We start from the raw sequence: 18523 nt of genomic DNA on the forward strand, positions 1-18523 counted from the left end.
TATGTTGTATCCATCGTCTGATTCTCTTAGAAAAAATATTGACTCAAAGTATTCTCTTGTAAGTGTGGCAGCGAAACGTGCCAGGAATATGCAGGAAAAAGGGGACAAGGGAACCCTTGCTTCTTATCATTCCATCAAATTTGTCGGACAGGCACTTGAAGAGATAGCAGCAGGGCACTTGCTGATGAAGCAGCCTGTTGCAGGGATTGAATATGAAGATGAAAAATAACAGCCTCCGGGTTGTTATTTTTTCTTTTTTCAGCACCTATTTTTAATTAAAGAAAAATGGATCGATAAGTATTTAAGTGAAAAATAGACGAACTTCCTTCATAATAAAAAGTAATGATTGATGATCAAGGGAGATGTGATTCATGGGAAAAAATATCCTGCTTTGTGTAACCGGAGGAATTGCAGTTTATAAGGCGGTTGCGCTGACGAGCAAATTAAGTCAGTCGGGCTTCAATGTGAAAATAATCCTGACAAAAAGTGCAATGGAATTTGTGACTCCGCTGACATTTCAGGTTATGTCACGCAATGATGTCTACTATGATACATTTGATGAAAAAGATTCAAAGAAAATCGCTCACATTGACTTGGCCGACTGGGCAGATTTAATTGTAGTTGCACCAGCTACTGCAAATGCATTAGGGAAACTCGCCAACGGAATTGCTGATGATATGGTATCTACTACCCTATTGGCAGCAACAGCTCCAGTGTGGATTGCTCCAGCCATGAATGTTCATATGTATGACCATCCGGCTGTGAAAAATAATATTGCCACCCTTTATTCCTATGGATACCGGTTCATTGAACCTTCTGAGGGCTTTTTAGCATGCGGCTACGTTGGAAAAGGCAGACTTGAAGAACCAGAAAAAATCGTTGAATTAATTAATAAAAAATTCCAACTGAATAAAGGAAGGTTGGCAGGAAAGCATGTATTAATCACAGCAGGACCAACCAGGGAACATATTGATCCTGTCCGTTTTTTTACGAACCATTCAACGGGGAAAATGGGTTATGCAATTGCCCAAACAGCAATAGATCTTGGTGCAAAAGTGACTCTTATCTCCGGACCAGTGACCTTGAAGGAACCTGAAGGGGCTGAAGTGATAAAAATAGAAACGGCTGAAGAAATGAAACAGGCAGTCATGGAGCATTTTTCATCTGCAGATATCGTGATTAAAAGTGCAGCGGTTGCAGATTACCGGCCGATTATGCGCTATGAAGGAAAAATGAAAAAATCAGAAGGTCCGATGTCGCTGGATTTTGAACGAACAGAAGATATTCTTAAACTATTGGGGCAGCAAAAAGAGCATCAGATTCTGGTAGGATTCGCTGCAGAAACAGACCAAGTAGAGTATTATGCAAAGAAAAAACTGCAAGCTAAAAATGCAGATTTAATTGTAGCCAATAATATTAAAGAAGAAGGTGCCGGGTTTAGCGGTGATACAAATATCGTGACACTCTATTTTAAAAATGGAGAAAAAAAAGAATTTCCGATTCTATCAAAGCACCAGGTTGCTGAAAAACTGTTTGAAGAAATCGCACTTATGAATACAACGTCTAAAAGGATTGATACTGAATGATTGCCTCTGTCATTGTAGATGTACCCGCAAAACAGACGGACCGGCCATTTGATTACAAAGTGCCTGATCATTTGCAGGGAATAATAAAAACAGGCATGAGAGTAGTTGTTCCATTTGGGCCAAGAAAAATACAGGGGTTTGTGATTGATTTTCAAGAGAAATCTTCCTTTAGCAATTTAAAAGAAATTGAAGAAGTACTGGATATTGTTCCGGTTTTGAATGATGAATTAATGTCCCTTTCCCATTGGCTGTCAGAAGAGACTTTATGCTTTCGGATATCCGCTATGCAGGTCATGCTTCCTGCTGCTATGAAAGCGAAATATGAAAAAATATTTCAGCCTTTAGCAGCTAAAGAGGCTCTTCCGGAGGCGGTGTCTTCTTCTTTAAACAGAGATGGGTTTCTGTCGTGGAAAGACGCCGTTGCACAAGGACTGCTCAAAGTCCTTCAGGAATTGGTAGCTGACGGTAAAATGGATTTAAGGTATAAAGTGAAAAGTAAAACCAACTTAAAAAAAATTCGCGTAATTTCCCTTGCTAAATCGAAGGAAGAAAGCGGACTATTACTTGAATCACTTTCGGCTTCAGCTCAAAAGCAAAAAAATGTGCTGCGTTATTTATTAGCTAGTCAGGAAAGTGTTAAAAGTGTCGCTGAAACGAAAGCTGAAGCAGATGTGTCTGACTCAACAATTAAAACCATGCTGAACAAAGGGTATCTTACTGAATTTTATCAGGAAGTATATCGTGATCCTTTTGAGCACCGTTCATTTGAACGCTCTGTTTCATTTCAATTAACCGATCAGCAAAGTGCGTCAATTAAACCAATTTTAGAATCTGTAAAGCAGTACAGCCATGATACATTTTTATTGCACGGCGTCACTGGAAGCGGAAAAACTGAAATATATCTTCAAACGATTGAAAAAGTACTCAGTCAAAAACGGCAGGCGATTATGCTGGTGCCTGAGATTTCTCTGACACCTCAAATGGTAGAACGATTTAAAGGAAGATTTGGCGAACAGGTAGCTGTCATGCACAGCGGTTTATCCGTTGGAGAAAAGTATGATGAATGGCGAAAAATTCACCGAAAAGAAGTTAATGTGGTTGTAGGAGCAAGGTCGGCTGTGTTTGCCCCTTTTGAAAAACTTGGCGTCATCATTATTGATGAAGAGCATGAATCAAGCTATAAGCAGGAGGATGCGCCGCGTTATCATGCGAGGGATGTGGCGATTGAGAGAGCCAAGCGTCATGACTGCCCTGTTATTTTGGGCAGTGCTACACCGTCACTCGAAAGCTTTGCGAGAGCTCAGAAGGGAAATTACAAGCTGCTGACATTGTCCAAACGAATGAATAACCAGGCAATGCCGCGAGTCTCCATAATCGATATGAGAGAAGAATTGAGAGAAGGAAATCGTTCCATGTTTTCCCGTGAGTTATTGGAACAGCTGCAGGACCGCCTGGAAAAAAAAGAACAAACCGTTTTATTTTTAAACCGGCGGGGCCACTCATCTTTTATCATGTGCAGAGACTGCGGATATGTAATGCAATGTCCCCATTGTGAAGTATCCATGACTTATCACCGGAATGCTGAAAAAATGAAATGTCATTATTGTGGAGAAGAGGCGCCTGTTCCCTCTACTTGTCCGGAATGTCAGAGTGAACATATCCGTTATTTTGGAACAGGCACTCAAAAGGTTGAAGAAGAATTGACTAAATTACTCCCGCATGCAAAAGTCATCCGTATGGACGTCGATACGACGACGCGCAAAGGCTCGCATGAAAAGCTTCTGACTGCTTTTGGCGAAGGTCAGGCGGACATTCTGCTTGGCACTCAGATGATTGCGAAAGGCCTGGATTTTCCCAATATAACCCTTGTAGGTGTGCTCAGTGCAGATACGATGCTCCATTTGCCTGATTTTCGGTCTGCAGAAAAAACGTTTCAGCTTCTAACTCAAGTGAGCGGACGTGCAGGCAGACATGAAAAAGAAGGAGAAGTCGTCATCCAAACCTACACGCCAGAGCATTTTTCCATCGATTTGGCGAAAACGCAGCAATTTGAATTGTTTTATAACCAAGAAATGACGATGAGAAAATTAGGGCAGTACCCTCCTTTTTATTTTATGGCGCTTGTCACAATCAGTCACGAAAATGTGTTAAAAGTCGTGTCTGTCAGTGAAGAAATCAGCCATCTTTTAAAGCAGAAATTATCATCCCAGGCCGTTATTTTGGGGCCAGTTGCTTCACCGATTGCCAGAATACAAAATAGATATCGTTACCAATGTTTGATAAAATACAAAAAAGAAGAAGGCTTAAAACCATTACTGAAAGCCATTTTAAATGATTATCAATCGGCTAAAAAAGATTCTGTAATGATTCATATAGATGTGCAGCCATACATCATGATGTGAGGAAAGTCGTCAAGGAGGATATTGATTTGTCAATTTTAGATATAGTTAAACATCCGGATAATCGTCTGGAAAAGGAATGTGAAACGGTTACCGAATTTACAGAGGACCTTCATCTGCTGCTGGATAATCTTTTTGAAACGATGATTCACAGCGACGGAGTTGGTATAGCTGCTCCACAGGTGGGAGTATGCAAAAAAGCTGCCATCGTGGATCTTGATGACGATGAAGGAACGCTTGAAATGATTAACCCAGTAATCACACATACTACCGGCAGTGATATTGATGTGGAAGGCTGCCTCAGTTTTCCCGGCCTTTACGGAGAAGTGGAGCGAGCGGATAAAATTAACTTAAAAGCGCAGAACCGCCGGGGAGAATGGTATGAGATTGAAGCAGAAGGCTATATGGCAAGAGCTATTCAGCATGAAGTAGATCATTTATACGGAGTTTTATTCACCTCAAAAGTCATCCGTTACATCAGCGAGGAAGAAATGGAAGGGTGGGAAGAAGAATGATGAAAGTGATCTTTATGGGTACTCCCGATTTTTCAGTTCCCATTCTTAATCAGCTAATCGAGGATAAAATGGATGTTATTGCAGTGGTTACACAGCCGGATCGTCCTTCAGGCAGAAAAAAAATCATGACGCCGCCGCCTGTTAAGGTGGAAGCGTTAAGCCGTAATATACCGGTCATTCAGCCGGAAAAATTGAAGGGGTCTGAGGAGCTTCAAAGGATTGTTTCATTAGAGCCTGATATTATTGTAACGGCTGCATTCGGTCAGCTGCTGCCGCCTGAATTACTTGCAGCCCCAAAGCTTGGCTGCATAAACGTTCATGCATCGCTCCTGCCAGAGCTGAGGGGAGGAGCACCCATTCACCATGCAATCATGCAGGGAAAAAAAGAAACTGGCATTACGATCATGTATATGGCAGAAAAACTCGATGCTGGAGATATCATTAGCCAGATAAAAGTGGAAATAACAGAGCAGGATAACGTAGCTACACTGCATGATAAATTAAGCAGAGCAGGAGCAGACCTGCTTTCACAGACACTTCCATCGATCGCTGAGCAATCTGCTGAGCGGAGGGAACAAAATCATGCGGAGGCGACTTTTGCATGGAACATTAAACGGGAAGAAGAACAGATTGACTGGACCCGCTCTCAAACAGAGATTTACAACCAAATACGCGGACTGTACCCATGGCCTGTAGCTTATACCCTCTACCGGGATAAAACGATGAAAATATTGAAGGCTGAAAAAATAGAAATGAAACACGATGAAGACCCAGGTGTTATACTGGATAAGACATCCAATGGTCCAATAATTTCCACTGGAGACAGTGCAGCTTTATTAATTACTGAGCTTCAGCCTTTTGGAAAAAAGAAAATGAGTGCTGCAGATTTTTTAAGAGGTGCAGGGTCTGATATGGAAATTGGAGAAAGAGTGGGAAAACGAAATGAGTAATACAACAGCAAGAGAAGCGGCACTTGAAATATTAGAACAAATTGATAAAAATCAATCCTACAGCAACTTGCTGCTCAATCATGCGATTAAGAAATTTTCTATTAAAGGCCCGGATACAGGTCTCTTAACAGAACTGACTTACGGGACCCTCCAGCGGAAACTGACACTGGATTATTTCCTGGCCCCTTTTATTAAAAAAAAGATCGAAAACTGGGTAAGAAATCTACTGCGCATGAGCTTATATCAAATGCTTTATTTAGACCGGGTGCCTGAAAGGGCAGCCATTCATGAGGCGGTTGAGATTGCAAAAAAAAGAGGTCATAAGGGAGTTGCCGGACTGGTAAACGGCATACTCAGATCGATTCAGCGGGAAGGCGCGCCTTCTCTGAACGAGATCAAGGATCCGGTCGAGCGTCTGTCTATTGAAACAAGTCATCCTTACTGGCTTGCAGCGCGGTGGCACGAACAATATGGAATGGAAAAAACAAAAGCCATGTGTGAAATGAATCTGCTTGCTCCTGTTCAAACTGCTCGTGTCAATACATTAAAGACCACGAGGGAAGCTGTATTAAGCCAGTTAAATGAAGAAGGAATCGAAGCACAGGCAAGCAGCATCATTCCGGAAGGAATCTCAATTACAAGGGGAAATATTGCTCATACAAACGCCTATAAATCAGGTTTACTGACCATTCAGGATGAAAGCTCCATGCTTGTTGCTTATGCATTGAATCCTCAGCCTGGAGAAACAATCCTTGATATGTGCGCAGCACCAGGGGGCAAAACAACTCATCTAGCTCAAAAAATAAAAAATGAAGGACAAATTATTGCGATGGATCTCCATCCTCATAAAATTAAGCTGATCGATGACAATGCCAACCGTTTGGGGATTGAATGTATTGAGGGCACGGCACTTGATGCACGTGAGGCTGACAGTAAATTTACACCGGGTTCGTTTGACCGTGTGCTGGTTGATGCACCATGCAGCGGCTTAGGAGTAGTAAGAAGAAAACCAGATATTAAATATGCTAAATCTGAAAAAGACCTTGAGGGACTAACATTTGTACAGAAATCTTTACTAGCAGCCGCGGCAGATATGGTAAAACCGGGCGGAAGACTAGTGTACAGCACCTGTACAGTCGATCATGCTGAAAATAATGACATGGTTGCACAATTTCTGGGTGAACATCCTGAAATGGAGCTGACCGTTATGGACAATCTCCCGGATCCCATAAAAACGTTGACTAAAGACGATATTCTACAGGTTTTCCCACAGGATTTTAACGGAGACGGCTTTTTCATTGCCTGTTTTGAAAAGAAACAGAATTAAGCAAATCAGCCGCTAACGATATGAAGAAGTATGAACACGACCCCTTTTTACGGAGGAACGTACAGCTTAATTAGCAAGATTACAAATGAGGTGACAAAACGTGCAGTCTGCTTTCATTAGCGATCAAGGAAAAGTACGTCGTTTAAATGAAGATGCGGGAGGTATTTATTTACACCCGCAAGGACATTTGCTGGCCGTCGTAGCAGATGGCATGGGAGGCCACAGAGCAGGAGATGTTGCCAGTAAAATGGCAGTCGATAAACTTCAGGGACTCTGGATGGACAGTCCTGCCATTATAAAGCCCATAGATGCTGAAAGATGGCTTCAGTCCAGTATTGAAAACATAAATGAAAATTTACATCTTTATGCAAAGGCCAATAAAGATTGTGAAGGGATGGGAACAACAATTGTAGCAGCCATCTGTACCGATGAATTTGTTACGATTGGAAATGTAGGAGACAGCAGAGGGTACATAATCTCACAAGCAAGTAAAATACGCCAGGTAACAGAAGATCATTCCTTTGTGAATGCGCTGGTTCAATCAGGTGAAATTACAAAACAGGATGCAGAGCATCACCCGAGAAAAAATCTGCTTTTAAAATCACTCGGGTCAGACGGTCTTGTAAAACCAAGTATATCCACCATCACAATTGATGATGGAAATATTATTCTCTTATGCTCGGATGGATTATCAAATAAACTCGATGAAACTATATTAGCTGATACGATTACTCAAGCAATTTCTCTTAATGAGCGCGCGTCAAAATTGGTTGATATTGCCAATCATAACGGCGGTGAAGATAATATTACCATTGCTGCAGTGGAGTACATTGTCTCCGAAGAAAGCGAGGACAAAAAATGATGATCGGAAAAAGATTAAACGGTCGTTATAAAATTCTTCGATCCATCGGCGGCGGCGGGATGGCAAACGTGTTTCTCGCGCACGACATGATTCTGGATAGAGATGTAGCAGTAAAAGTGCTGCGATTGGATTACGTCAATGAAAATGATTCTATGAAAAGATTTCAGCGTGAAGCCCAGTCTGCCACAAGTTTAACGCACCCCAACATTGTAAGCATGTATGATGTGGGAGATGAAGACGATCAGTACTATCTCGTTATGGAGTATGTAGAGGGAATGACATTAAAAGAATATATTCAGCATCACTCACCCGTACCAATGAAAGATGCAATCAAAATTATGTCTCAGCTGACTTCTGCTATTTCACATGCTCATCATAACGGCATCATTCACAGAGATATTAAGCCTCAAAACATTCTCGTAGATCATAATGGCGATATAAAGATCACCGACTTCGGGATTGCAATGGCTCTGAGTGCAACTTCGATTACTCAAACCAATTCTGTAATGGGAACGGTTCATTATCTGTCTCCCGAACAGGCAAGAGGCGGAATAGCAACCAAAAAATCTGATATTTATTCTTTAGGGATTGTCATGTTCGAGCTGATTACAGGGCGTTTGCCTTTTGAAGGAGAATCTGCGGTTTCAATTGCTTTAAAGCATTTGCAATCTGAGATTCCGCCTCCTTCAAAACTGACACCCAATTTGCCGCAAAGTGTGGAAAATGTCATTTTAAAATCTACAACAAAAGATTCTTTTTATCGCTATTCAACCGTAGATGAGATGCATGAAGATTTAAAATCTGTACTTGATGAAGATCGTTTTCATGAGCCTAAATTTATGGTTGAGCCGGATAATGATGCGACAAGGGCGATACCAATCATTCGCAATGAACGGTCATTTACTCAAGCAGAAGACACTAAAGTTCATAAAGATCAAAATAAAACAAAGATCATGCCAAAAACAGAACAGCCCCCAGTGAAGCAAAAGAAAAAAAGGAAGAAGTGGCCATGGGTTCTTGTTCTTGTTCTGCTGCTTCTTTCTGCAGGCACAGCAGCCATGGCGGCCCTTGGTGTATTTGGTCCAGCCCGTATAGAAGTGCCAAACATTGTAGGAGAACCGCTTAATGAGGGAGAAGAGATATTGGAAGAAGAAGGACTTCTGCTCGGTGAAATTGAATACCAATCCAGTGAAGACGTACCGGAAGATGTCATTATCAGAACTTCACCTAAGGCGACCAGGTCAGTGGATGAGGGAGAAGAAATTAATGTCGTTGTCAGCAGCGGAAAGACGGAAGTCGAAATGGATGATTACACAGGAAGAATCTATGAGGATATTCAAGATTTAATTGAGGAAATGGATTTTGAAGAAGTCACCATAGAAGAACAATATGATGCTTCCCCAGAAGGTACAATCATTGATCAGACTCCTGGAAAAGGGAATGAAATAATTCCAAGTGAAACCGAGCTGCAGTTGACAGTCAGCCTTGGGGAAGAAACCGCAGTAGTAGAGAATTTAATCGGTAAATCACCCCAGGAGATAGAGGATTTTGAATCTCGAACCGGATTGGTTGTAAATACCACGAGGGAAGAATATTCCTCTGAACAAGCAGAGGGGTCTGTTCTGTCACAGGACCCATCGGAGGGTACCTCACTTGCAGTCGGCAGTTCAATAAATGTAGTAATCTCACTCGGAGTGGAGCCGCTGCCGCCAAAAGAGATTTTTGTGCCGTTGACTATTGAATATAAAGAACCTGAGGAACCTGAAGAACCAGAAGAAACCGATCCGGGAGAAGGAGAAGATCCTCCAGAAGTTCCGGGAGATCCCAAACCTCAGACGATAAGAATATTTGTAAAAGACTCAAATCGGACGATGGATGAGCCTATCGAAGAATTTACCATTACAGAGACAGTCGAAAGAAGTCTTGAATTATTGATTGAACCAGGAGAAACGGGAGCCTACCGTGTTGAACGGGATGGGGAAACCATAATCGAAAAAGAAATACCATACGATTCAAACAACTAAATCGTATAAGGAGAGATCGAATGCCAGCTGGAAAAATCATGAAAGCCCTTAGCGGCTTTTATTATGTAAAAGATGAGGACAGAGTTGTTCAATGCCGTGGCAGAGGGGTCTTCCGCAAGCAAAAAATCACACCATTAGTCGGCGATTATGTGACATATCAGGCGGAAAACGATCAGGAAGGCTATGTGACTGAAATCGAAAAAAGAAAAAATGAACTCGTGCGTCCTCCAATTGCCAATGTAGATCAGGCAGTTCTGGTTTTTTCTGCTATTGAACCCAGTTTCAGCACATCATTGCTGGACCGTTTTTTAGTATTGGTTGAAAGTCATCAAATCACACCGGTCATCTGTATTTCAAAGATGGACCTTTTATCCAGGGAACAAACAAAGGAAATAGAGCAATATGCAAAGGAATATGAAAACATCGGATATATTGTATTGCGCTCCTCTGCTAAATGGGAAGATGGTCTTGATACACTCATTCCCTATCTTGAAGGTAAAATATCTGTATTTGCCGGACAGTCCGGCGTTGGGAAATCGTCCATTTTAAATGCGCTGAGACCTGACCTTGATATAAAAACGGATCAGATTTCTTCTTCTCTGGGGAGAGGCAAGCATACAACCCGGCATGTAGAGCTTTTATCTATCGGAACAGGGCTTGTTGCAGACACACCTGGATTCAGTGCGCTGGAGTTCAGTGAACTTGAACTTGAGGAATTGCCGTTTTGCTTCCCTGAAATGGTCCATTATGGAGAACAGTGCAAATTCAGAGGCTGTCTTCATATGAATGAACCAAAATGTGCGGTGAAATCTGCAGTAGAAGAAAAGAAAATACCGGAGTACCGCTATCACCATTATCAGCAGTTTTATGAGGAAATTAAATCAAGAAAGCCGAGGTATTAAAATGGTCAAAATTGCTCCATCTATTTTATCAGCTGATTTTTCAAAGCTGGGAGAAGAAATAAAGGAAGTTGAAAAAGGAGGAGCAGACTGGATTCATATCGATGTCATGGATGGCCAGTTTGTTCCCAACATTACAATGGGCTCTTTGGTCGTGAATGCTATTCGCCCGGTCACCTCATTGATATTAGATGTTCATCTGATGGTGGTCCAGCCTGAAAATTATATTGAACAATTTGCAAATGCAGGAGCAGATTACATTTCGGTTCATGCAGAAGCTACTCATCATTTGCACAGAGCGATTCAGCTGATTCGGGAAAAAGGGGTAAAAGCAGGAGCGGTTATTAACCCGCATACACCCATCCATGCCATTAAGCATGTTTTAGGTGACCTTGATCTTGTTCTAGTTATGACGGTGAATCCCGGTTTTGGAGGGCAGGCCTTTATTCCGTCAGCGATTGAAAAGGTAAGAGAGCTTGCACAGCTGAAAAAAGAAGAAGGATACAGCTTTTTAATTCAAGTAGACGGCGGCGTGAACAAGGATACAATTAAAACATGTAAAGATGCAGGTGCTGAAGTAATGGTTGCTGGATCTGCAGTGTTTGGAGAAAAGGATCGCGGTTTAGCCATTAAGCTGTTGAAAAAAGCTTCTCAGGAATAAAACATGACCTCACTTCAAGACGGAGTGAGGTCATTCATTTAATGAAAGCAAATTAGCGAATATAGCAGGAAAACAAATCATATAGATGGAAGGTGAGAACATGATTTATCTTGTTGGAGGAGGACCGATCGATGATCAGTGGCTAGTCAATCTGCAGCATGAGGAAGCCAGATGGGTTGGAGTAGATAGAGGAACCGACAAGCTGATAAAAGCAGGTATTTCAGTAGAAAGAGCGTTTGGAGATTTTGATTCGGTATCAAAGGAGGAGTATGAACAAATTATTTCATATGTTCCAATATTAGAAACAGCCCAATCAGAAAAAAATGAGACTGATTTAGAAATGGCTTTAAAGTGGGCTCTGCAGCAATCACAGTCTATTCGTTTAATAGGAGTTACCGGAGGGAGACTCGACCATTTTATGGGAAACCTTCAGCTGCTCGGCTCTCACCCGGTGCTGAAACATCCGCATCCTGTAGAGATTCTGGACGAGCAGAATCGGATCAGGCTTTATGAGGAGGGTGCTTATGAGATCAAAAACGATCCGGATTACCGCTATCTTTCGTTCATACCGATTACCCAGGAAGTAAACAAGCTCACGTTAACAGGAGTTAAGTATCCTTTGACCGATCACAATGTAAAAATGGGAACGACACTGACAATCAGCAATGAATTTATTGCGCCGTATGCGTCTATTTCGTTTCAATCCGGCATACTTATGATGATAAGAAGCAAGGACAACACTTGATGCATCATCGGAATGGAGGAGATCCACTTGCGATTTTACAGCATAAAATTACCCAGAGTGCTTGGTGGAATTGTAAAAGCAATGCTCGGAGCTTTTAAAAAGCAGGTTTAAACAAATAAGAAGGGGAGCTGACTAGTTCAGCTCCCCTTCTTATTATGTTAATTTCAATATTATACGCGCTCTACTTTACCAGATTTCAATGCTCGTGCAGAAACCCATACGCGCTTAGGCTTACCGTCAACAAGAATACGAACTTTTTGAAGGTTAGCGCCCCATGTACGCTTGTTAGCGTTCATAGCGTGGGAGCGAGCGTTGCCTGAACGAGTCTTACGACCAGTAACAACACACTGTTTCGCCATTTAATTCCCCTCCTCACAAATGAAGCTGAAAACATTTGTTTCAATCTTTCACTTAGTCAATCACACCTTAACTAATTTACCATACCTATTTTCAATATGCAATAAAAATAAACACTCTATCAAGTTTTTTTCCTTTACATCATTTGAAGTGAAGCAGGCAGACCGTAATCATAAGAAAGTTTATTATATAATATTATTATGTAAACTATATCAAAATTACTTTTTGTTGATCCCTCTTCTCAAAAGAGAAAAATCAGCAGAAAACCTATTATATCAGGGTCTTTGCCAGTTTAGCTTTTAAATAAAGAGATTGTATAGTAAAATGTCTTTAGCCAAGACAGTATCCAAAGGGGGAGCAAGATATGTCTATTGAATTAACAACAAAGTTTGGACAAATTGATATCTCAAACGAAGTCATTGCAATGGTTGCCGGTGGAGCAGCAATTGAATGCTTCGGGATAGTAGGCATGGCGTCCAAGCACCAGATCAGAGACGGTTTGACAGATATCTTGCGTCGTGAAAATTTTACTCGTGGCGTGATCGTACGTCAGGAAAACGATAAGGTATTTATTGATATGTACATCGTAGTAAGCTATGGAACTAAAATTTCAGAAGTGGCTCACAATGTGCAATCAACTGTTAAATACACATTGGACAAAACTGTTGGCCTTTCTGTTGAGTCCGTCAATATATATGTTCAGGGAGTTCGTGTAACGAACCCGTAATGAGGAGGAAAGCTTTGTGGTTATTAATGAGTTAAATGGCAGGCAGTTTGCCAAAATGATTTTTCAGGGAGCAACAAATTTGTCCAACAATGCAGATACAGTGGATGCATTAAATGTTTTCCCTGTGCCTGATGGCGACACAGGAACGAATATGAATTTATCAATGACATCAGGGTCGAAGGAAGTCCAGGCCAATGTTTCTGATCACTTGGGCAAAGTATCTTCGGCTCTTTCCAAAGGGCTGCTGATGGGGGCGCGTGGAAATTCTGGTGTAATCCTGTCGCAGCTTTTTAGAGGCTTCGGCAAAACCGTGGAAGGCAAGAAAGTTTTAAGTACGGTTGAATTTGCAGAGGCGCTGAATGATGGAGTCGGATCTGCATATAAAGCGGTAATGAAACCGGTTGAAGGCACTATTCTGACTGTAGCTAAAGATGCAGCTAAAAAGGCAGTGCAGGTGTCTAAAAATGAAGATAATTTCGTGCTGCTTATGGAAGAGATCGTTAAAGAGGCAAAAGCTTCATTGAAGCGGACGCCTGATCTTTTACCTGTTTTAAAGGAAGTCGGCGTCGTGGACAGCGGCGGGCAGGGACTTGTACATGTATATGAAGGTTTCTTGGCGGAACTAAAGGGTGAAACTATCGATGATGCACCTGTAACTCCTTCGATGGACGAGCTTGTAAGCGCCGAGCATCATATCGGCGTGCAGGGTTTTATGAACACAGAAGATATTGAGTTTGGATACTGTACAGAGTTTATGGTGAAGCTTGAAAAAGAAAAAACATCTCAGCATCCATTTGATGAAACTCAGTTTCGAAATGAATTAAGCGAGCTGGGTGATTCGCTGCTCGTAATATCTGATGATGAAATGGCAAAGGTTCATATTCATACGGAAGAACCGGGAACAGCCCTTTCATATGGCCAGCGTTACGGCAGTTTAATCAAAATGAAAATTGAAAATATGCGGGAGCAGCATACTGAACTTGTTGGATCTGATTATAGAGCTCCTCAGAAAAATGAAATCTCTGATGAAAAAAAACCATATGCCATTATTACGGTATCTATGGGTGAGGGCATCGCTGAATTATTCAGAAGCATAGGCGCGACGAATGTAATTGAAGGCGGTCAGACGATGAATCCAAGCACGGAGGACATTGTCAGAGCAATTGAAGAAGCCAATGCTGAAAAAGTCATTATTTTACCTAATAATAAAAATATTATCATGGCTGCTGAACAGGCAGCCCAAGTCGTTGAAATGGAAGCGGCAGTCGTTCCTTCCAAAACAGTTCCGCAAGGCATGTCTGCCATTCTGGCCTTTAACCCAACTGCAGCAATCAGCGACAATTTTGCAGGTATGAAAGAGGCATTGCAGCATGTGAAAACTGGTCAGGTAACGTTTGCCGTTCGTGATACATCGATCGATGGCATTACGATACAAAAAGATGATCATATGGGGATTGCTGAAGGCAAAATTGTAGTAAGCGATAAAACCAGGCTGCAATCTGCAAAAAAACTCCTTTCACATATGATTGACGAAGATGCAGAAATTCTTACTATCCTGCATGGGGAAGACGCCTCAGAGGACGAAGTGAATAAAATTACTGCATTTATTGAAGAGGAATACCCTGAACTTGAAATCGAGATTCATAATGGAAAGCAGCCTCTCTATTCATATATATTTGCAATTGAATAAGGAAATGAATTGAAATCAATTGCTTAAAGAGAGAAAATAGAAGGGTATCCACCCTTCTATTTTCTATATAAGGGAAGAAAGTGCAAAATGACTGTGAAGGTGTGAAAATTGCATGAAGTACAAAAGTGTATTTGATATTATTGGTCCCGTTATGATTGGCCCTTCATCTTCCCATACAGCAGGAGCTGCTAGAATTGGCAAAATGGCCAGGGAGCTTTTCGGCAGAGAACCTGAATGGGCGACTATTTCCTTTTACGGATCATTTGCAAAAACGTTTAGAGGTCATGGCACGGATGTAGCAATGATTGGCGGAATTATGAATTTTGAAACAGATGATGAAAGAATTATTCAAGCATTTGACCATGCGAAAAAGAAGAAAATCAGAATCAAAATCCGTGAAGAAGAAGCGGTAACAGACCATCCGAATACGGCAAGGATCAGACTGGGAGATAAAAATGGTGAAATGGAGCTGGTTGGCATCTCCATTGGCGGTGGTAAAATTGAAATCATTGAGTTAAACGGATTTGAATTAAAGCTTACAGGCCATCACCCTGCAATTTTGGTTGTCCATGACGACCGATTCGGCGCAATTGCTGCTGTCTCCAATCTCCTGGCTAGCCATAGAATTAACATCGGCCACATGGATGTTTCCCGAAAAGATGTTGGAAAAATGGCGTTGATGACCATAGAAGTAGATCAAAATGTAAACGAAGAGGTCATCAATGAATTAAAAAAGCTTCCAGAAGTCACACAGGTCACAAGAATCGTAAGTTAAATTCGTAATGTGAGGGTTTGATAACGCTTACAAAAAATAGAGGATGGGATAAGATGTTTCGTAATGTTGCAGAACTAGTAGAATTAGCCGAAACAAGCAGCAAAAAAATATCGGATATCATGATTGAACAGGAAATGAGCGTAACAAATCGTTCAAGGGAAGAGGTTCTTGCTCAAATGGAGCGGAACCTGTCAGTCATGGAAGAAGCGGTAGAAAAAGGTTTACAAGGTGTAAAATCTCATTCAGGATTAACGGGTGGAGATGCTGTCCTGCTCCAGAAATACATAGCAGGCGGAAAGTCGCTAAGCGGAGATCTGCTGCTTGATGCGGTAAGCAAAGCGGTAGCTACGAATGAGGTAAATGCAGCTATGGGAACGATATGCGCCACCCCGACTGCGGGATCAGCGGGCGTGGTTCCCGGTACTTTATTTGCTGTTCAAAGAAAGTTGAACCCGACCAGGGAAGAAAAAATCCGCTTTTTATTCACTTCAGGCGCATTCGGTTTTGTTGTTGCTAATAATGCTTCTATTTCAGGAGCAGCCGGAGGGTGTCAGGCTGAAGTAGGGTCTGCCTCTGGAATGGCTGCCGCAGCAATTGTTGAAATGGCTGGAGGATCACCTGCTCAATGTGCTGAAGCTATGGCAATTACGCTTAAAAACATGCTCGGACTTGTATGTGACCCTGTTGCAGGATTAGTCGAGGTTCCATGTGTTAAGAGAAATGCTATGGGAGCAGCAAACGCCATGGTGGCAGCAGATATGTCACTGGCTGGAATTACGAGCCGCATCCCGTGTGATGAAGTCATTGATGCTATGTATAAAATTGGTCAGACTATGCCTGTAGCTCTCAGAGAAACAGCCCAGGGCGGTCTGGCAGCTACACCGACAGGAAGAGAACTGGAAGCGAAAATATTCGGTTTCGCTCTGAATAAAAAGGATTAGACCGGTTTGAAGGAATCAGTTTTATCTCTAAACGGAGTGGGGGAAGAAACCGCTCAACAGCTTCATGACATGGGAATTCATACAATTAATGACTTAATCAATTATCTGCCGTACCGGTATGATGATTTCAGGATGAAGGATTTAACAGAGGCTGCGCACGAAGAGAGAGTAACTGTGGAAGGCCGGGTTCACAGTGAGCCTTCCCTCCAGTTTTTCGGTAAGAAAAAATCCAGACTGACGCTCAGACTGCTAAGCGGTCCACATAGCATAAAGGTGACATTTTTTAATCAGCCTTATCTTAAGAAGAAGCTGAATGTTCAGGACATTTTGACAGTCACAGGCAAATGGGACAGACATAGGCAGATGATTACGGCTCAAACGTATAAACTCGGTCCCCAGCAGGGCGAAGAAGAATTTTCACCTGTTTATCCGCTAAAAGGATTAATGACAAATCGCACATTAAAAAAACTAATCCAACAGGCACTTGCCAGGTGTGCTGATTCAATAGCCGATCCGATTCCTGAAGAATTGATAGCAAAGTATAAATTGCCTGGCAGACGCGAGGCATTGGAAGGAATGCATTTTCCAACCGACACTGAGACGATGAAACAATCAAGAAGACGGTTTGTTTACGAGGAATTCTTTCTTTTTCAGTTAAAGATGCAGGCTTTAAGAAAGGTGGAAAGGGAGCAGTCAAAAGGCATGTCAATTAACTATGTAAAAGATGATCTGACGGCTTTTATTTCAAGACTGCCCTTTCCTCTTACAAATGCCCAAAAAAGAGTGTTAAAAGAAATCCTGAAAGATCTTAAATCCCCGCACCGCATGAATCGGCTGCTTCAGGGAGATGTGGGGTCCGGCAAGACTGTGGTGGCTGCGATTTCCCTTCTTGCTGTTATTACAGCCGGGCTTCAGGGAGCATTGATGGTTCCAACTGAAATTTTGGCAGAGCAGCATGCAGAATCATTAAATGAATTGTTCCAGCCGATCGGAGTAACCGTTGCACTCCTTACTAGTTCGGTGAAAGGAAAACGCAGGGCGCTTCTATTGGAAAAGCTGGCTGCAGGGGAAATTGATATTTTAATTGGCACGCACGCGCTGATACAGGATGAGGTGGATTTTAAGCACTTAGGTCTTGTAATTACAGACGAGCAGCATCGTTTCGGAGTAAACCAGCGGCGGGTTTTGCGTGAAAAAGGAGAAAACCCTGATGTTTTATTTATGACGGCAACTCCTATTCCAAGAACGCTTGCTATTACAGTGTTTGGTGAAATGGATGTTTCGATCATTGATGAGATGCCTGCTGGCAGAAAACCAATTCAAACCTATTGGGCAAAAGAAAATATGCTCGATCGTATTCTGGTTTTTATGGAAAAAGAGCTTTCTAATGGCCGGCAGGTTTATGTTATATGTCCGCTTATTGAAGAATCTGAAAAACTGGATGTGCAAAATGCGATTGATGTTCATGTACAGCTGGAGCAATATTTCTTTGGCAAATATTCAGTAGGGCTTATGCATGGCAGACTGCATGCTGATGAAAAGGAACGGGTAATGAAGGCATTTAGTGAAAATCAATTTCATGTACTGGTTTCAACCACAGTTGTAGAAGTCGGCGTTAATGTGCCTAATGCTTCTTTAATGGTAATCTATGATGCGGAACGGTTTGGCTTGTCGCAGCTTCATCAGCTGAGAGGGAGAGTCGGAAGAGGCAGTGATCAATCGTATTGCATCCTCCTTGCAGACCCTAAGAACGAAGTGGGAAAAGAACGAATGAAAATAATGACTGAAACCAATGATGGTTTTGTGTTAAGTGAAAAGGACCTTGAATTGAGAGGTCCTGGAGATTTTTTTGGAAGAAAACAAAGCGGCCTTCCTGAATTTAAAGTAGCGGATATGGTTCACGATTACAGGGCATTGGAAATTGCGAGGGACGATGCTCATAAGCTGATTGAAAGCCATGAATTTTGGTACGATCAGCGTTTTGAAATGCTAAGAGACATCCTGGTGGAGGATGGTATTTTAAGCGGCAGTAAACTAGATTAGACAGAATGCAGTTGCATTCTGT

18 protein-coding genes are annotated in these 18523 nt (G+C 41.9%); 17 read left to right on the forward strand and 1 reads right to left on the reverse strand.

The window, feature by feature from the left end; genetic code table 11:
• Nucleotide 1: 1 nt before the first annotated feature.
• From rpoZ to spoVM, 12 genes are all read left to right on the forward strand, one after another.
• Nucleotides 2–229 carry a DNA-directed RNA polymerase subunit omega gene (gene rpoZ / locus ACQCT8_RS03720; protein ID WP_278238952.1) on the forward strand — a complete coding sequence of 76 codons (228 nt, stop codon included), beginning with the start codon at nucleotides 2–4 and terminating at the stop codon, nucleotides 227–229.
• Nucleotides 230–371: 142 nt separating this feature from the next.
• Nucleotides 372–1586 (forward strand): bifunctional phosphopantothenoylcysteine decarboxylase/phosphopantothenate--cysteine ligase CoaBC, encoded by a 1215-nt coding sequence (gene coaBC, locus ACQCT8_RS03725; RefSeq protein ID WP_426868583.1) that lies wholly within the window; start codon nucleotides 372–374, stop codon nucleotides 1584–1586.
• Nucleotides 1583–3988: a primosomal protein N' gene (priA, locus tag ACQCT8_RS03730; RefSeq protein ID WP_426868585.1), complete on the forward strand. Its 2406-nt coding sequence runs from the start codon at nucleotides 1583–1585 to the stop codon at nucleotides 3986–3988. Before coaBC ends, priA begins: the two co-directional genes overlap by 4 nt.
• A 26-nt stretch (nucleotides 3989–4014) precedes the next feature.
• Nucleotides 4015–4500: a peptide deformylase gene (gene def, locus ACQCT8_RS03735; RefSeq protein WP_426868587.1), complete on the forward strand. Its 486-nt coding sequence runs from the start codon at nucleotides 4015–4017 to the stop codon at nucleotides 4498–4500.
• Complete coding sequence (fmt, locus tag ACQCT8_RS03740) at nucleotides 4497–5450, forward strand: methionyl-tRNA formyltransferase (RefSeq protein ID WP_426868589.1); 954 nt, start codon at nucleotides 4497–4499, stop codon at nucleotides 5448–5450. The genes def and fmt overlap by 4 nt, the downstream gene beginning before the upstream one ends.
• Nucleotides 5443–6777 carry a 16S rRNA (cytosine(967)-C(5))-methyltransferase RsmB gene (rsmB, locus tag ACQCT8_RS03745; protein ID WP_426868590.1) on the forward strand — a complete coding sequence of 445 codons (1335 nt, stop codon included), beginning with the start codon at nucleotides 5443–5445 and terminating at the stop codon, nucleotides 6775–6777. The genes fmt and rsmB overlap by 8 nt, the downstream gene beginning before the upstream one ends.
• Before the next feature lie 100 nt (nucleotides 6778–6877).
• Nucleotides 6878–7639 (forward strand): Stp1/IreP family PP2C-type Ser/Thr phosphatase, encoded by a 762-nt coding sequence (locus ACQCT8_RS03750; RefSeq protein WP_426868592.1) that lies wholly within the window; start codon nucleotides 6878–6880, stop codon nucleotides 7637–7639.
• Entirely contained in the window at nucleotides 7639–9663 is a 2025-nt protein-coding gene (gene pknB, locus ACQCT8_RS03755; protein ID WP_426868594.1) for a Stk1 family PASTA domain-containing Ser/Thr kinase, read from the forward strand. Before ACQCT8_RS03750 ends, pknB begins: the two co-directional genes overlap by 1 nt.
• Nucleotides 9664–9683: 20 nt before the next feature.
• A complete protein-coding gene (gene rsgA, locus ACQCT8_RS03760) occupies nucleotides 9684–10565 on the forward strand; it encodes a ribosome small subunit-dependent GTPase A (protein WP_426868597.1) in 882 nt (293 codons plus the stop codon).
• Nucleotide 10566: 1 nt separating this feature from the next.
• Entirely contained in the window at nucleotides 10567–11223 is a 657-nt protein-coding gene (rpe, locus tag ACQCT8_RS03765; RefSeq protein ID WP_426868599.1) for a ribulose-phosphate 3-epimerase, read from the forward strand.
• Between the two features lie 100 nt (nucleotides 11224–11323).
• The gene (locus ACQCT8_RS03770) at nucleotides 11324–11968 is read left to right on the forward strand and encodes a thiamine diphosphokinase (protein WP_426868601.1); all 645 of its coding nucleotides are present in this window, start codon (nucleotides 11324–11326) and stop codon (nucleotides 11966–11968) included.
• A gap of 12 nt (nucleotides 11969–11980) precedes the next feature.
• Nucleotides 11981–12079 carry a stage V sporulation protein SpoVM gene (gene spoVM, locus ACQCT8_RS03775; protein WP_278238963.1) on the forward strand — a complete coding sequence of 33 codons (99 nt, stop codon included), beginning with the start codon at nucleotides 11981–11983 and terminating at the stop codon, nucleotides 12077–12079.
• 59 nt (nucleotides 12080–12138) lie between these two features.
• Here the strand turns inward: spoVM and rpmB are convergent, their stop codons facing one another.
• Entirely contained in the window at nucleotides 12139–12327 is a 189-nt protein-coding gene (gene rpmB, locus ACQCT8_RS03780; protein ID WP_039808810.1) for a 50S ribosomal protein L28, read from the reverse strand.
• A 362-nt stretch (nucleotides 12328–12689) separates the two neighbouring features.
• Between rpmB and ACQCT8_RS03785 the strand changes: the two genes are divergently transcribed.
• From ACQCT8_RS03785 to recG, 5 genes are all read left to right on the forward strand, one after another.
• The gene (locus ACQCT8_RS03785) at nucleotides 12690–13052 is read left to right on the forward strand and encodes an Asp23/Gls24 family envelope stress response protein (protein WP_278238964.1); all 363 of its coding nucleotides are present in this window, start codon (nucleotides 12690–12692) and stop codon (nucleotides 13050–13052) included.
• A 16-nt stretch (nucleotides 13053–13068) separates the two neighbouring features.
• On the forward strand, nucleotides 13069–14742 hold the full coding sequence (locus tag ACQCT8_RS03790; RefSeq protein ID WP_426868603.1) for a DAK2 domain-containing protein: 1674 nt from the start codon (nucleotides 13069–13071) through the stop codon (nucleotides 14740–14742).
• Nucleotides 14743–14854: 112 nt separating this feature from the next.
• Entirely contained in the window at nucleotides 14855–15517 is a 663-nt protein-coding gene (gene sdaAB / locus ACQCT8_RS03795; RefSeq protein ID WP_426868604.1) for an L-serine ammonia-lyase, iron-sulfur-dependent subunit beta, read from the forward strand.
• A gap of 53 nt (nucleotides 15518–15570) precedes the next feature.
• Complete coding sequence (gene sdaAA / locus ACQCT8_RS03800) at nucleotides 15571–16458, forward strand: L-serine ammonia-lyase, iron-sulfur-dependent, subunit alpha (RefSeq protein ID WP_426868606.1); 888 nt, start codon at nucleotides 15571–15573, stop codon at nucleotides 16456–16458.
• A gap of 6 nt (nucleotides 16459–16464) precedes the next feature.
• Complete coding sequence (gene recG, locus ACQCT8_RS03805; RefSeq protein WP_426868608.1) at nucleotides 16465–18501, forward strand: ATP-dependent DNA helicase RecG; 2037 nt, start codon at nucleotides 16465–16467, stop codon at nucleotides 18499–18501.
• Nucleotides 18502–18523 lie beyond the last annotated feature (22 nt).

The sequence above is a fragment of the Jeotgalibacillus proteolyticus genome, from assembly GCF_050107735.1.
GTDB classification, from domain to species: domain Bacteria; phylum Bacillota; class Bacilli; order Bacillales; family Jeotgalibacillaceae; genus Jeotgalibacillus; species Jeotgalibacillus proteolyticus_A.